We start from the raw sequence: 14,966 nt of genomic DNA on the forward strand, positions 1-14,966 counted from the left end.
CTCCCGCTGGTTTATATTTTATTCCGTTCATGACCGTTTATCCGAATCAGGAACTGATTCAGCCGCCCGTAGCCGGCGGCGCCGACGTGCTGGCAACTGCCCCGCCCCAGTTCTTCGCCGATTTGGTGCACCTGGCGGCCGTGGCCTGTGGCGTGCCACAGGCGCTGGTGGCGCTGGCCGGGCCCGGCGCCCTGGCCGTACAGGCCCGGCACGGCTGGCCGGCCGCCACGCCCGAACTGGATAAGTTCTGCCGGACCCTGCTGCGGGCGGAACCTGCGGCGGCAGGCCTCGACGAGCCGGCTACCAACTTATCGCACACGCACTTTTGCGCGGGCGTGGTGCTGCGGGGCCCCGGGGGCGAAGTGCTGGGCGTGCTGGGCGCGGGGGCCCCGTACCCCCTAACGCTCGCCGACAACCAGCGCGAAGCCCTGGCTTGCCTGGCCCGCCGGGCCACCGACTATGTGGCCCAGGGCCTGGCCCAGCAGGCCCTGGCCGGGCAGCAGCAGCAGTTGGCGGCGGCGTTTCGGGTGGCCGGGGCGGCCGAGCCGGCGCAGCGGCCCGAGCTGTTCGTGAAGCAGGATACCCGCCTACTGCGCGTGCTGCCTGCCGATGTGACGCACTTCGAGGCGCTGGGCGACTACGTGAACCTGTACACCGTGCGGGAACGCTTCACCGTGTACGGCACCATGAAAGACATGGAAGCCCGCCTGCCCACCGCCGACTTTGCCCGCATCCACCGCAAATACATCATCCGCCTCGACCGCCTGCTGGCCTTCGAAGGCGACACCGTGCTGCTTGATGCCGGCCCGGGGGCCCCTGGCCGGCCCCCTACGGCCGTGCCCGTGGGCAACTCCTACCGGGCGGCGCTGCTAGCCCGCCTCCAGGTGCTGTAGCCGCCGGCTACTACCAGCCCGGATTTACCGAGTAAATCGACCCATTGAACGAATTGGCGAGGGGCCGCTTGCCTTCGCACCGCATTTTTGCATTGGCTAACGGCCATTAGCCGTCCCCGCAGGGCTTTGCCCTGCGCCGGGCGGTGGCCGCGGCTAAGTTTGTTTTCATAGCTTTGGAAAGACACCGCGCCTTGCTCGGTGTCTTTTTTTTGCCCCGCGCGGGGGCCCCGGGGCGCAGCTTAGCGGCGGCCCAGCCAGCTTTCAGGGTTGAGGTTGGCTGCGTTGTGCCACACCTGGAATTGCAACTCGGCGGTACCATCGCTGCCCGCGGCCACCGTGCCGATGACTTCGCGGGCGCGCACCCGCTGGCCGTCGCTCACGCTCACCGAGCGCATCTTGGCGTACACCGTGAAATAGTCGCCGTGCTGAATCATGACGATGGTGTTCATGCCCGCAATGCTGGTGATGGTGAGTACCTTGCCATCGAAGCAGGCCCGCACCGGCTCGCCGGCCCCGGTCTGAATGTCGATGCCCCGGTTTTCCACCATCACGTGGCGCAGCACCGGGTGCGGGTGCCGCCCAAAGCGCTGGCTGATGAAGCCGCGGCCCACCGGCCAGGGCAGGCGCCCCTTGTTGCCGGCGAAGTTGGACGCCACCAAAGCCGTTTCCGGGGTGAGAACTACGCGGCTGGCGCGGCGGTCGGCGGCAGTTTCGGGGGCGTCAGCGGTGGGCTCGTCGTCGCTGCGGGTGCCGCGCCGGCCGCTGCGGGCGCGAGCAGCGGCCAGGGCCTCGCGGCGGGCGGCCAGGCGTGCCTCCCGGGCGGCCCGGGCAATTTCTTCGCGCACGCGCTCGGCAATCAGGTGGTCGAGGCGCTCAACGGCCTGCTGGCGCTCGGCCAGCTCGGCGCGCAGGCCCTGCTCCTGCTGGCCCAGCTGCTGCACCACTTCGTCCTGCTGGGTTTTGAGGGTAAGCAGGCTTTTATTCTCCGACAGCTGGGTGTTCAGCAGGGCCCCCTTGCGGCGCTGCTGCTGCGTGAGGCCCGTGAGCTGCTCGTGCAGCCGCACCTGCGTACCCCGGATGCGCGCCGCCTGCTGCTGCCGCTCCTCGGTATACTGGCGCACGTAGCGCAGCCGCAGCACAAATTGGTTGAACGAGTCGGCGGCAAACAAAAACATGAGCTGGTTGAAGCCGTTGGCCGTTTTCGACGCTGTGTACAGCAGCCGGGCGTACTCGTCCTTCAGCTCGGCCAGGCTGTGCTGGGTTTGCAGCACCTGTTGGGCCGTCTGGTGCACGTTGGTGTCGATGCCGTGCAGCTGGGTCGAAATGTTCTGGATGACGTCCTGCTTCACTACCAGCTGCTCTTTGATGACGTTGAGCTGGCCCAGCGTCACCTTTTTCTTGGCCTGGGTTTGGTCCAGGACCCGGCTTTTCTCCTGAATGGCTTGCAGGTTGGCGCGCCGCTCGCGCTCCAACTGGGCCTTGCTTTTGGCCGGGGGCCCCGCCGCTGCGCGCGTTTTGTGGCGGTGCGCCGGGGCTGGGCGGCTCTTGGCCGGACGCGCCGGCGCGGCTTTTTTGCGGCGCGGGTGGTGCTGCGCCGGGGCCCCCAGTGCCTGGCCCAGCCACAGGCACAGCACCAGCAGGCCGGCCACAGGGGCCCGAAGCGAGCTGCGTCGCCGTTGCGTTGAGGGCCGTTGTGCTGCTTGCGCCGTGCCGTTCACTCTGCGTTATCTGTTGGCTTTCACCCGCTGGAAGCCCTTCGGGATATCAAAGGGAAAGCTCAGCCCGGCACCGCCGGCGCTCACCTTGCTGTACTTCAGGCTGGCCTTTGTGCCTACGGCACCCTGCTTGGCGTCTACCAACAGGCTGTGGGCAAACGGCACTTTGGCCCCGTCCACGGCCTGGAAATCGGCGTAATCGGCCGCGAGGCTGCGGTTGGAACCGGTTTCGGTCAGCGTCAGCTTTTCTACCCGGCCCGAGGCTGCTTGGAGCAGCTGCTCCACAATCACGCCGTTGAGGGGATAGGCCACGCGCTGGCCGCCGGTGGGGGCCGTACCCAGGGTGAGGGCCGCGCCGGCCGGGGCCGCCTGGTAATTACCCAGCAGCAGGGCCTGGGCCTGGGCGAAGCTCACCGGCACGTTCAGCAGCTTGGTAAGGTAGTCGTAGCCACCAGCGAAGTAGGTCTTGTCCAGGCGGTTGACAACCCGTACCGAGTCGGGCGTGAGCAGGGCCCGCACGCCTTCGAAGCCCAGCAGCCCGGCCGAAATCCAGATGGCGCTGTCGCGCCGCATCCGGATGTTGATGGTGGCCGACTTCTCATCGCCCTTGATGGTGGCCTGCACCTTGCCCTTGGCCGTGAGGTAGGGCGAGTCGAAATCGACGGCTTTCACTGCGGCCTCCTTGCTCGGGCGCACCGTGGTCGAGGTGGAAGCACCGGGGGCCGTGCCCTTCGTGGTGGGCACGGCGCGGTGGCACGCGCCGGCCCCCAGCCCGAGGGCCAGCAGCAAAACGGATTTATTCATACAGTTTACGGTCGCGGATTTTGCGGTCTAGAAATTCGGAGGCCCCGCCCCCGGCTTTGCGGGCGCGCTGCCAGGCGGCCAGGGCCGGTTCTTTTTCACCGAGCTGGTACAGCACGTCGCCGTAGTGCTCGATGACGGAGGCGTCCTTGGTGGTTTTGAGGGCCGTTTCCAGGGCCGTGCGGGCCCCGGCGTAGTCTTTTTGCTTGTAGAGCACCCAGGCGTAGGTGTCGAGGTAGGTGTCGCTGGCGGGGAACTCCTTCACCACGCGGCCAGCCATTTCCTTGGCCTTGTCGAGCTTCTGGCCACGCAGCGACAGGTAGTAGCTGTAGTTATTAAGCACTGCCCAGTTGTTGGCGTCGATGGCCAGAGACGCGTCGTAAGCGGCGTCCGATTTCTCATACTCCTTCATGGCGTGGTAGGCGTCGCCGAGCTGCGAGTCGAACTGGGCCAGCAGCTCCGGCGTGTCGGTGGCTAGCTTGCGGCCGTGCTCCAGCGAGGCCACGGCCTGCTGCGGCTGCTTCTTCATCAGCAGGCCCGTGCCGTTGAAAAACCACATCGACGCCTGGTTGGGAAACAGCTCCAGGGCCCGTTCCGAGTGTACCAGCAGCGAGTCCGTCTGGCCCAGCTCGGCATCGAGCAGCACGGTCTGTTGCCACACTTGGTAACGGGAGTTGTCGTACTTCAGGGCGCGCAGGTAGGCGTTGCGGGCCTCGCGCTTGTGGCCGGTCAGGGTTTGCACATCGCCGCTCAAGGCGTAGGCTTTGGCCTCTTTGGGGTGGGTGCGCACGGTGGCGGCGGCCAGGTCCAAGGCCAATTGGTTCAGAGTCGGGTTGGGCAGCTGTTTGATGTAGCTGGCCAGGATGCGCACCGCATTGTCAATGTCCAGCGCCGGCGAATCGAAGGCCAGCCGCAGCTCTTTTTCCGAGGCTTCGGGCTGTTTCTGCTGGCGGTAGGCGTCGGCCAGCAGCAGGTGGGCCCCGGCGCTGCCGGGGTCGAGCCGCAGGGCCTGCTGGGCCAGGCGAATGGCGTCGGGCAGGCGGTCGTTAGCGGCGTACATCTGGGCCTGGGCCAGCACGTAGCGGGGCTGGTCGGGGTTGGCGGCCACTAGCTTGTTGCCCTCGGCCAGGGCTAGGTCCAGCTTGTTCTGCTTGAGGTAAATCTGCTGTTTCTTGAACGATACCTCGTCGCTGGGCCCAAACTGCTGCTCGGCCTGGGCCAGGGTGGCCAGGGCCTCGGGCAGCTTGCCCTGCGCCAGGTACAAGTCGCTCAGGTTGAAGAGGTAGCCACCCGAGTTGGGCACTTCCTTCACCAGGGCGGCGTAGGTGCGGGTAGCAGCGTCATACTGCTTTTGGCTGGCCTGGGCCTGGGCCAGCAGCAGGTAATAGTAGGCGTTTTTGGGGTCGAGGCGCACGGCGGCGGCGCCGTAGTTGGTGGCGTCGCGCAGGTTGCCGCTCAGCAGGCTGGCTTCGGCCAGCTTGTAGTTCAGGGCCGCGTTGGTGGGGTTGAAGGAGTAGGCCTTGCCCAGGCGGTCGAGGGCCTTGGGGTAGTCCTCCAGCAACACGAATTTCACGCCGTCCACGAACAGCGACTCACTTACTTCGCGGTCGCGCTCCGAGAGCGCGGGCGCGGCGGGCGCATTTTTTTTGGCGGCGGCCTGGGCCTTGTCGGCTTCGCGCTGCTGCTTAGCAATGGCCCGGCGCTCGGCCCGGCTCAGCGACGGGCGGCTGTGCCCGGTGGGGGCCCCGGCTTCGGTAGGCGCCTGGGCGCGGGCGGCCCAGGCCGGCAGCAGCAAAAGAAAAACAACCAGGGCAGCGCGCATGACGAAAGAAGCTAGTTGGCCCCGCGGCCGGTTCCAAAATTACGGCGAATAAACGCCGGCGGCGCAGCCCCCACCGGAAGCCGCGCCACTTTAACGTAAATCCGCCCTAAAAATTTCCGCCCGTGGGCGGCTGGCTCACACGCGGATGTTGTTGTAGTCGCCCAGGCTCAGGTCGTCGGGGGTGCCAGTCACCACAGCGTGGTTGCCCACCATCGAGTTGGTGATGACCGTATTGAGCAGCGAGGCCGAGGTTTGCACGATGGAGTTGCTTAGGCGCGAGTCGCGCACGTTGGCGTGGTCGCCCAGGCTCACGTGGGGCCCCACCACCGAGTTGGTGATGATGGCGTGCTCGCCCACGTACACCGGCTCAATCAGCACCGAGTTGGTGATGATGGCCGACGGCGACACCAGCAATTCGCCGCGCTCCTTGAGGTACTCCAGGTAGCGCTGGTTGGTGAACACTGTGGCGTCTTTGTTGCCGCAGTCGAGCCACTCCGTCACGCGGCCGGGCACGAACACGGTGCCCTGATTCTTCATGTTTTCCAGGGCGTTGGTAAGCTGGTACTCGCCTTTATCCTTAATGTCGTTGTCGAGCAAATATTGCAACTCGCGGCGCAGGTATTCGCCGTCCTGGAAGTAGTAAATACCAATGATGGCCAGGTCGGACACAAACTCCACGGGCTTCTCCACGAAATCGGTGATCTGGCCCTGCTCATTGAGCTTCACCACACCAAAGGGGCGCGGGTCTTCTACCTGCTGCACCCAAATGGTGCCGGCCACGGTCGAATCCAGCGTGAAGTCGGCCTTGAACAGCGTGTCGGCAAAGGCCACCACCAGGGGCCCCGTCAGCGAATTCTGGGCGCACAGAATGGCGTGGGCCGTGCCCAGCGCCTCGTCCTGGTACACGATGGTAGCCTTGGCGCCCACCGATTCGGCGATGCCTTGGAGCTGCTTTTCCACGGTCGCCCCGAAGCGCCCGATGATGAACGCTACTTCGTCAACGGGCTCGCCACACACCTTGGCGATGTCCTCCACGAGGCGCTGCACGATGGGTTTGCCGGCGATGGGCACCAGGGGCTTGGGAACGGTGAGGGTATGGGGGCGCATGCGCTTGCCCATGCCCGCCATCGGAACGATAATTTTCATTGGGGGAAGTGTCGTTGAAGGGTGAGAAAGAAGAAGTAAGAGGTTAAGCAAAGAAAGGACCCCGGCGTTAATCGTCGGCGGCCAGCAGCGCAGCCAGCGTGGCGGGGTCTACGTTACCGCCGCTGAGCAGCAGCACCGTGTGGCGGCTGGGCGGCAGCGCGGCGCGGTGGCGCAGCAGCGCCGCCAGCGGCAGGGCGGCTGTGGGCTCCACCACCAGCCGGGCCTCGGTGAGGAGGCGGCGGGCGGCGCGGCGCAGGTCGGCCTCGCTCACGGTCACGATGTCGTCGGCATACATGCGGATGTGCTGAAAGGTCAACTCGCTCAGCCGCAACGTGCGCACGCCGTCGGCCAGGGTGCGGTTGGTGTCGGCGGCGGGCCACTCCACCACGTGGCCGGCGCGCAGCGAGGCCTGGGCATCGGCGGCCAGCTCGGGCTCCACGCCGATAATTTTGATGCTGGGCTTCAACGCTTTCAGGGCCACCGCTAAGCCGCTGAGCAGGCCGCCGCCGCCCACCGGGGCCAGCACCAGCTCCACGGCGGGCAGGTCCCGAAAAATTTCCAGGCCCGCCGTGCCCTGCCCGGCAATTACGTAGGGGTCGTCGAAGGGCGGCACCAGAATGCGCGGCCGCTGGGCCTGGAGGCGGGCAGCTATGTCTTCGCGCCGCTCGTGGGCGGGGTCGTACAGCACCACTTCGGCCCCCAGGGCCCGGGTGGCGGCCACCTTCACGGCCGGGGCATTGGTGGGCATCACGATGATGGCCGACATACCCAGCGCGCGGGCGGCGTAGGCTACGCCCTGGGCGTGGTTGCCGCTGGAGTAGGCAATGACGCCCAGCGCCCGCTCCTCAGCCGACAGGGCCAGGATGCGGTTGGCGGCGCCCCGGATTTTGAAAGAGCCGATGGGTTGGAGGCTTTCGGCCTTGAGGTACACGGCCTCATCGGGCAGCTCGGGCACGGCCAGCGGCAGCAGCGGCGTGTGCCGGGCCAGGCCGCGCAGCCGCCCCTGGGCTTGCTCGATATCGGATAAAGTAACGAAGTCCATCAGTCGGAAGGTATACGGAAGAAGGTGCCCCGGGGCTGGGCTGGGGCCCCGGCGGGCGGCTTTTTGCTGGCCGTTGGGTTGCCGTTGCCTCGATTTCCTGGGGGCCCCTAAACGACTGGTCAAGCTGCCGTAACGATTAGCCGGCAGCCCGCCACGCCTACGCCGCGGGGGCCCAGCTTAGCCGGCGCCGGTGCTGCCGTAGCCGCCGGTGCCGCGCCCGGTGGGGGCCAGGGTTTCGGTGGGCTGCCAGGCAATGGTTTCGTGCTTGGCAATGACCAGCTGCCCCACCCGCTCGCCGTCGCGCACTTCGAAGGGCACGTTGGAAAGGTTCACCAGCAGCACCCCGATTTCGCCGCGGTAGTCGGCGTCGATGGTGCCGGGGCTGTTCACCAGGGCCAGGCCGTGGCGCAGGGCCAGGCCGCTGCGGGGCCGCACCTGCCCCTCAAACCCCACCGGAATGGCCACCGCCAGCCCCGTCGGAATGAGGGCCCGCTCCAGGGGCCCCAGCGTTACGGGCGCGTCGAGGAAGGCGCGCAGGTCGAGGCCGGCGGCGTGGTCGGTTTGGTATTCGGGCAGCGGGTGGCGCGAACGGTTGACGACGGGTATTTGCATGGCGGCGAAGATAAATGCCGAACGCTTTCCGTAGGGGTGGGGCCAGCCCCCGCTCGCTTCGTTCCAGCAATTCCGTTCAGCGGCGGGCGGGGGCCAGCCCCGCCCCTACCCGCGCTTCACTTCGCCGTTCACGTGCAGGCGCACCACTTCGGTGGCGCTCAGGCCGTCGTTGTCCACCACTTGCACGGCCAGCACGTGGGCCCCGGGGCGGAGCTGGAAGGTCTGGACGCCGGTTTTGTCGAGCAGGATGCTGGGGCGGAAGCCTTGGGCGGGGTCGTGGTGGGCGTCCCAGGCGTAAAACTCGATGCCCGCTGGGCTCTCGCCGGTGGCGGTGAGGCGCACGGCCCGCTTGCCGCCGGCCCCGGCCGCCCCGGCGGGGCCCTCCAGCGCCGCCACGGCCACGGCCAGGCGGGGCTTGTGGGCCAGGGGCACAATGTCCTTCACGGCCACCAGCTCGATGCCGATGCCCTCCTTGGTGCGCAGGCGGGCGCACTCCTCCACGGCCCCCTTGCCAAACGAAAAGGCCAGGATGTAGCCCACCGGGGCCCCGGCGGCCCGCTGCCGGGCAAAGAGCGCCGCGTCGTGGCGCTCGGCGGCGGCGCGGAAGTTGTCCACCACATTGCGGCCTATGCCCTCGCTCTGCTTCACTTGCAGGGGCAGGCCCTCGCGGCTGGTGCCGTCGAGGCCGAGGTCGCCGCGCCGCTTCACGTTGGGCGTGCCGCCGAACTGCGTCACCAGCCAGCCCTCGAAGGCGTAGGGGTTCTGGGCCTTGAGGGCCTCCACGTCGTACTTGTGCAGGCGCACGGCGAAGTCGGAGCTGAACAGGTCGCGGCCTTGCAGCAGGCGCAGCTCGGTCACCTTCACGGCCTGCACGCTCTGGTCGATGCCCAGCCAGCGGCGCTTCAGGCGCTCGGCCGCCACCACCGTCGTGCCCCCGCCCACAAAGGGGTCCAGCACCACGTCGCCCTCGTGGCTGGCCATCGCAATGATGCGCTCCAGCAGTGCCACCGGCTTTTGCGTGGGGTAGCCGATGCGCTCTTTGGAGCCGGCACCTAATGCTGTAATGTCAGACCACTCATTTTGCAACGGCACCCCTGGCATGGTATCCAGGTATCTTTTGAATTGGGGCATTCCTGTTTTGCTGTAAACAAGTAAGCCATCTGCGTCAAACTTCTCCATGTTTTCAATGGAGTAAGCCCAGTAACGCCCTTTATAAGGTTTAACCCCTTTCCATTCGTAAGAAGTGTTTCCACCGCCTTTGGCCGCAGTTAAATCGCCCACACGATAACGACGTCCATCAGGGTCTTTGAACCGATACATTTCTTCAACATAGCTCTCGTCGTATTCAGTATAAAGCTGATTGAAATTATACTTACCGCTTTTGCTGTAATAGAAAATTTTATCCACGATGTTACCGAGTGCCTTACGGCCCTGCTTGGCGTCATTATGGGCCCCACTACGCTTCCAAGCTATTTCTGCCCTAAAGTTTTCCTCCCCAAAAATCTTATCCAGAATAAAGACCCGGATGTAAGCATCGGCGTGCCAGTCGCAGTGCAGGAACAGCGAGCCGGTGGGCTTGAGGACGCGGTGCAGCTCGCGCACCCGCTCGTTGAGCCAGTCGATGTACTGCATGATGCCGCCCGACCAGCGGTCCTCGAAGGAGCGGCGCTCGCCGGCATCGCCCCAGATGACTTCGTAGGTGCGGTTGGAGAAAAACGGCGGGTCGAGGTAGATGAGGTCCACCGATTCGGCGGGCAAGTGGCGCAACACTTCCAGGTTGTCGCCGAGGATAAGCTCGTTCATGGCGGCAAGGTAAGCCCGGCCCTAGCCCGCGGGCGGCGCGCCGGGGCCCCACCCCGGCGCGCCGCCCAAAAACAGCCGCCGGCCGCCCAAAAAGCCCGGCGCACCGGGTTAGTTGCCCGGCGGGCCAGGCTTTGGGGGCCGAACGCCGGGTTGCGGCAGCGGCGCGCCGCCCAAAAAGCCCGGCGCACCGGCAAAAAAGCCCGGCCCACCACTGAAAAAGCCCGGCCCGCCGAGCAATTTGCTTGGCGAACCGGGCTTTTTCAGTGGCCGCTGCTCAGCAGCCGTTTGCGTTACTATTCCTCGCGCAGTAGGGTGCGGGGCTCGCCCCCGCCCGTCGTTGAACGATTCGGGTGCCAACCGTTCAACAACGGGCGGGGGCAAGCCCCGCACCCTACCCGTTTACGCTGGCACCTGCCGGGTGCAGAGAAGCAAAGAGGCGGCTCCACACCATTCAACGACCAACGGCAGCTTCTTAGGCGGCCGGAGCGGGGGCTTTGGCGGCTTTGGTGGGGCGGGCGAAGCGGGGGGCCAGCTCGGCTACGGCGGCCTGGGCGCCGGGCTGGTTGTCTTTGGCGGCGCCTTGCAGGGCCCCGTAGCCGATGAGGGCGGCGGCGTAGCCTTCGGAGCCGGCCACCATGCGGGTGCTGTCGAGGTCGAGGGCCAGGGCGTCGGTTTCGAGGTAGATGGGCAGCAGGGCGGTGCTGGTGGCCGCGTCGGTGGCGAGGCCGGCCGCGTCGAGGTAGCTGGGCATGAGAGCGGGCAGGCTTTGGGCATACTCGGCCACCTTGGTCACAAAGGCCAGGCTTTTGTCGCCCATCTTGGGCAGGTCCTGGCGCTGCTGCGGCGTGAGCGGGTGCAGGTAGGGGGCCAGGTCGGCGCGGGCCGCGCGAATTTTGGCGAGGGCCCCGGCCAGCACGTCGGCCGGGATAAGTTCGGTGTTCAGGTTATTCATAAAAAAAGAGAATAGCGGGCCCCACGAGTAGCGCCGGGCCTAGGGGCAGCCGGCCCGGGATTTTCCCGCGCTGGCTGCCGGCCCGCAAGGTGCAACCGGCGCGGCAGTAGTGCGGCGCACGGGTGGCGCGGGCCCGTGCTTGGGCGTTCTTCGCGCCGTTGCCACGGTTCCGGGCAGCGATGGGCGAGGGAAAGCCTCGCCCCTACGCGGTTCGCCGGGGCCGCTCCACCAGGTAGAGCACCGCCACGAAGGCCAGCGACAGCCCTACGTGCCAGGCGTGCCGGGGGCCCCAGGCGGCCACCGGCACGGCCCAGCCCAGCGCCACCAGCCCCACGGCCAGCGCCAGCCACAGGCCCAGCCGCGCCACCGGGTACGGCACCGGGAAGTGCCGCTCGCCCAGCCGCCAGCACAGCACGGCCATCATAAAGTAGCAGGCCAGCGTGGCGATGGCCGAGCCCATGTAGCCCAGCACCGGAATCAGCAGGAAGTTGAGGGCGATGGTGAGCACCGCCCCGCCCGCCCCGATGTAGGTGCCGTAGTAGGTTTTATCGGTCAGCTTGAACCACACCGACAGGTTGTAGTACACGCCCAGAAACAGGTTGGCCAGCAGCAGCACCGGCACCACGGCCAGCCCCTGCCGGTACTCGGCCCGCCGCAGGAATATATTCCCGAAGTCCTCCACGTTCAGGCTAATAACTACGAAAATTACCGCACAGCACAGCGTAAACCACTTGAGCACCAGCGCGAATGTGGCCGGCGAGTTCTTCTCGGTGCTTTGGGCAAAAAAGAACGGCTCGGCCGCGTAGCGAAACGCCTGGATGACGAGCGACATGAAGATGCTCAGCTTGTAGCACGCCCCGTAGATGCCCACCGCCGTGAGGCTGCTTTTCCCCGGGTAGAAGCCCGTGGGCAGCCACTTAGCCAGCAAAATCCGGTCAAACGTTTCGTTCACCATACCCGCCAGGCCCATCAGCATCAGCGGGTAAGCATACTTGAGCAGCGGCCGCAGGGGCCCCCAGCTGAACCGGAACTGGAAGTCGAGCAGCTCCCGGCCCAGCAGCAGCAGCGTGGCCGCGCTGGCCACCAGGTTGGCCAGGAACACGTAGCCCACGCCCAGGCCGGGGTCGTAGACGCGGGCCACCAGGGGCCCCAGCGCGGGCAGCCACCGGCCGCTGGCCACGGCGGGGCACAGCACAATGAAGAACAGGTTCAGGGCCACGTTCACCACAATGCCAGCCATTTTGATGGTGGCGAACTTGCGGGCCTGGTTTTCGAGCCGCAGCCGGGCAAACGGGATGGCCGACACGGCGTCGAACGCCAAAATCAGGGCCACCCAGTAGAAGTAGCGCTCGTAGCCAGGGCCGATGTCGAGCAGGCCCAACAGCGGGCGGGCCAGGGCCATCAGCAGCAGCGCGAGCCCGGCGCTGCTCAGCAGCAGCAGGCTCAGCGTGCGGTCGTACAGGTCGCGGCGGTCGGTGCCGGGGCGGTTGGCGAAGCGGAAGTAGGTGGTTTCCATGCCGTAGGTGAACACCACGTTCAGAAACGACACGTAGGCATACAGCCCCGTCACCACCCCGTACTCGGCCGCGGCAAACGCGCCCGTGTACAGCGGCACCAGCAGGTACGTCAGCACCCGCCCCACGATGCTGCTCACGCCGTACACCGCGGTTTGGGAAACCAGCTTTTTGGCAATGCTCATGCTTGCTTAATTATGAATTGTGAATTGCGAATTATGAGTTATACTCGTCACGAAGTAGGGTGCGGGGCTTGTTCCCGCCCGTCGTTGAACGAAAGCCGACTGAACCGTTCAACAACGGGCGGGGGCAAGCCCCGCACCCTACTTCGTTTTCGCATTCCACTTCGTGAGCAGTATAGCACAGTCGAATAGATTCCCCAGTAGTACCCGGGGCCCTATGCACGTTGCTAATTCATAATTGATAATTTGCCCTTTACTTCCCCTGGAACACCGCCGGCCGCTTCTCTACAAACGCCTGGGTGCCTTCCTTAAAATCGTCGGTCTGGAAGGCGCGGCCGAAGGCTTCGGCCTCCGCCCCGTAGCCGTCCTGGCGGGGGTCGTAGCCGGCATTTACGCACTCGATAACCAAACCGAGCGCCACAGGGCCCTTGCTCAGCATCCGGGCCAGCAGCTGGCGGCAGAAACCCAGCAGCTCGGCTTGGGGTACCACGTGGTTGGCCAGGCCCAGGCGTAAGGCCTCATCGGCCTTTATCATGTCGGCCGTCAGCATCAGCTCCAGGGCCTTGGCCTTGCCCACCAGCTGGGGCAGGCGCTGGGTGCCGCCGTAGCCGGGCAGCAGGCCCAGGCTCACCTCGGGCAGGCCGAAGCGGGCCGTGTCGGCGGCCACGCGCAGGTGGCAGGCCATGGCCAGCTCGCAGCCGCCGCCCAGCGCGAAGCCGTTCACGGCGGCCACCACCGGCTTGGGGCTGCGCTCGAATTGGGCAAATACCCGCTGTCCGTACGCCGACGCTCCCGCGGCTTGCACAGCCGTGAGGGCAGCTAGCTCGGCAATGTCGGCCCCCGCCACAAAGGCCTTCTCGCCGCTGCCCGTGAGCAGGATGGCACGCACCGCGGGGTCGGCCAGGGCGTGTTGGGCGGCCGCGTCCAGCTCCGCAATGGTGGCCGCGTTCAGGGCATTCAGCTTAGCGGGGCGGTTGACGGTAAGGGTGAGCACGCCGGTGGCGACGTCGAGGTCGTAGAGCAGATTATCGAAGGAAGTGGCCATGGGGCAAGGGCTAAGCGGTTGGGGCAAAGGTAAGGCTCCGGGCCGGGGCCCTACTACGGCACCTTAAATCCACTAATACCGCTAGATATTACTATCCGCCCATTACATTTACCCTTACCCTTCTTATCGAGTACCCGGTTTCTGCTTTTTCATCTTCCACCCCCCTCTCCGTACCATGGGTATTGTTTCCGAATTTAAAGAGTTCATTTCCAAGGGTAACGTGCTCGACCTCGCCGTGGGCGTCATCATCGGCGCGGCGTTTGGCAAAATCGTTTCCTCCCTCACCGACGATGTTATCATGCCCCTGGTGGGGATGGTGGGTGGGGCCCCCGATTTCTCCGCCATCCACCTAGGGCCCCTAAAAGTGGGCTTGTTCCTGAACGCGGTGGTCGGCTTCCTCATCCTGGCCGTCATCATTTTCCTGATTGTGAAGGGGGCCAACACCATCAAAAAGGCCCCGGTGGAAGTGACCCCCACCGCCCCGGTAGACACCAAGGATCAGGTGTTGCTGGCCGAAATCCGCGACGCGCTGCGGGCCGGCGGCCGGCTATAGTCCGCCGTTGGCCGGCTCTGCCCGGCCGTCTGGCGGGGGCCCTGGCAACCAGGGCCCCCGCCAGACGGCCGGGCTTTATTTTTACAACTACCCCGGCAGCGTGCGCCACCAAGTTGGCCCAAGCGAACTTATTTTACTTATCGCCAGTTGCCGCGGTGCTTTTCCAAGTTCCTTCCCCTACTGCATGAGAAACATATTCGCCGCCGCCGGTTTCGCCGCCCTGAGTGCGTTGACTGCCGTTCCCGCTTTGGCCCAGTCGGCCCCGACCGACCCGCGCCAACCCGGCTTGACGGCCGAGGAGCTTAAGCATAACCAGCAAATGCAGGTGTTGGAAGCGCGCGCCGGCGTGGCCACCGGCAACACCAGTCTCGGCCGGGCGGCGGGCCCCGCCCGGCAGTTCGACACCAAAGCCGGCGGCTTCACGGTGCGCAAATTCAAGGCCGCGCCCGGCACGGGCAGGCAGGAACGCGGCCAGATGCACCCGGCCGGTGGTGCCAACCCATCGGGCAAGCCCCTGATACACAAGCAACACCGCCGCAAAAAGCACTTCCTACTCTTCTAAATCACAGATTTTATGGATTAGGGCGGACCTTTCGGATTTTAGAGATGATCCGTTATGAGGCCCCGGGTTCGATACCGGGGGGCTATCCGAGCAGGAGCTGTAATGCTGAGCCTGCGAAACATCTTATCGCTGCTGCACGATCTGTTTTATCTTGATAGGATGCTTCTTTCGTCAGCATGACAACCCATATTCAGATAGCCCCCCGGTAACCTACGCCACAGCATTAGCGCTACTTTTCACTGAATTTTCACCTTCGGACACAAAAGCAAAAAGGCGACCTTCTCAGGTCGCCTTTTTGCTTTAAATGAATCGGCTACAGGATCC

13 protein-coding genes are annotated in these 14,966 nt (G+C 65.6%); 3 read left to right on the top strand and 10 right to left on the bottom strand.

Annotation, left to right across the window (positions count from 1 at the left end; all coding sequences use genetic code 11):
- The first annotated feature begins 29 nt into the window (after positions 1 to 29).
- Positions 30 to 893 (top strand): LytR/AlgR family response regulator transcription factor, encoded by an 864-nt coding sequence (locus DDQ68_RS13630; protein WP_109656788.1) that lies wholly within the window; start codon positions 30 to 32, stop codon positions 891 to 893.
- Positions 894 to 1,132: 239 nt separating this feature from the next.
- Here the strand turns inward: DDQ68_RS13630 and DDQ68_RS13635 are convergent, their stop codons facing one another.
- From DDQ68_RS13635 to DDQ68_RS13685, 10 genes are all read right to left on the bottom strand, one after another.
- The gene (locus tag DDQ68_RS13635) at positions 1,133 to 2,542 is read right to left on the bottom strand and encodes a murein hydrolase activator EnvC family protein (RefSeq protein ID WP_245897042.1); all 1,410 of its coding nucleotides are present in this window, start codon (positions 2,540 to 2,542) and stop codon (positions 1,133 to 1,135) included.
- 75 nt (positions 2,543 to 2,617) lie between these two features.
- Positions 2,618 to 3,412 carry a lipoprotein insertase outer membrane protein LolB1 gene (gene lolB1, locus DDQ68_RS13640; protein ID WP_109656789.1) on the bottom strand — a complete coding sequence of 265 codons (795 nt, stop codon included), beginning with the start codon at positions 3,410 to 3,412 and terminating at the stop codon, positions 2,618 to 2,620.
- Entirely contained in the window at positions 3,405 to 5,231 is a 1,827-nt protein-coding gene (locus DDQ68_RS13645) for a tetratricopeptide repeat protein (RefSeq protein WP_109656790.1), read from the bottom strand. Before DDQ68_RS13645 ends, lolB1 begins: the two co-directional genes overlap by 8 nt.
- A 135-nt stretch (positions 5,232 to 5,366) precedes the next feature.
- Positions 5,367 to 6,377, bottom strand: a complete 1,011-nt coding sequence (locus tag DDQ68_RS13650; protein WP_109656791.1) for a sugar phosphate nucleotidyltransferase — start codon at positions 6,375 to 6,377, stop codon at positions 5,367 to 5,369.
- A gap of 67 nt (positions 6,378 to 6,444) precedes the next feature.
- Complete coding sequence (locus DDQ68_RS13655; RefSeq protein WP_109656792.1) at positions 6,445 to 7,419, bottom strand: threonine ammonia-lyase; 975 nt, start codon at positions 7,417 to 7,419, stop codon at positions 6,445 to 6,447.
- Positions 7,420 to 7,596: 177 nt separating this feature from the next.
- Positions 7,597 to 8,031 carry a dUTP diphosphatase gene (gene dut, locus DDQ68_RS13660; protein WP_109656793.1) on the bottom strand — a complete coding sequence of 145 codons (435 nt, stop codon included), beginning with the start codon at positions 8,029 to 8,031 and terminating at the stop codon, positions 7,597 to 7,599.
- A gap of 105 nt (positions 8,032 to 8,136) precedes the next feature.
- A complete protein-coding gene (locus tag DDQ68_RS23500) occupies positions 8,137 to 9,834 on the bottom strand; it encodes a site-specific DNA-methyltransferase (RefSeq protein ID WP_109656794.1) in 1,698 nt (565 codons plus the stop codon).
- Positions 9,835 to 10,306: 472 nt separating this feature from the next.
- Positions 10,307 to 10,786: a hypothetical protein gene (locus DDQ68_RS13675; RefSeq protein ID WP_109656796.1), complete on the bottom strand. Its 480-nt coding sequence runs from the start codon at positions 10,784 to 10,786 to the stop codon at positions 10,307 to 10,309.
- A 202-nt stretch (positions 10,787 to 10,988) separates the two neighbouring features.
- Complete coding sequence (locus DDQ68_RS13680; RefSeq protein WP_109656797.1) at positions 10,989 to 12,485, bottom strand: lipopolysaccharide biosynthesis protein; 1,497 nt, start codon at positions 12,483 to 12,485, stop codon at positions 10,989 to 10,991.
- A 250-nt stretch (positions 12,486 to 12,735) separates the two neighbouring features.
- On the bottom strand, positions 12,736 to 13,527 hold the full coding sequence (locus DDQ68_RS13685) for an enoyl-CoA hydratase/isomerase family protein (RefSeq protein ID WP_109656798.1): 792 nt from the start codon (positions 13,525 to 13,527) through the stop codon (positions 12,736 to 12,738).
- A gap of 175 nt (positions 13,528 to 13,702) precedes the next feature.
- On the opposite strand from DDQ68_RS13685, the gene mscL reads away from it, so the two are divergent.
- Together mscL and DDQ68_RS13695 are read left to right on the top strand one after the other, a co-directional pair.
- Entirely contained in the window at positions 13,703 to 14,080 is a 378-nt protein-coding gene (gene mscL, locus DDQ68_RS13690; RefSeq protein WP_109656799.1) for a large conductance mechanosensitive channel protein MscL, read from the top strand.
- Between the two features lie 184 nt (positions 14,081 to 14,264).
- Positions 14,265 to 14,642 (top strand): hypothetical protein, encoded by a 378-nt coding sequence (locus tag DDQ68_RS13695; protein WP_109656800.1) that lies wholly within the window; start codon positions 14,265 to 14,267, stop codon positions 14,640 to 14,642.
- Positions 14,643 to 14,966: the final 324 nt, after the last annotated feature.

Source organism: Hymenobacter nivis (assembly GCF_003149515.1).
GTDB lineage: Bacteria > Bacteroidota > Bacteroidia > Cytophagales > Hymenobacteraceae > Hymenobacter > Hymenobacter nivis.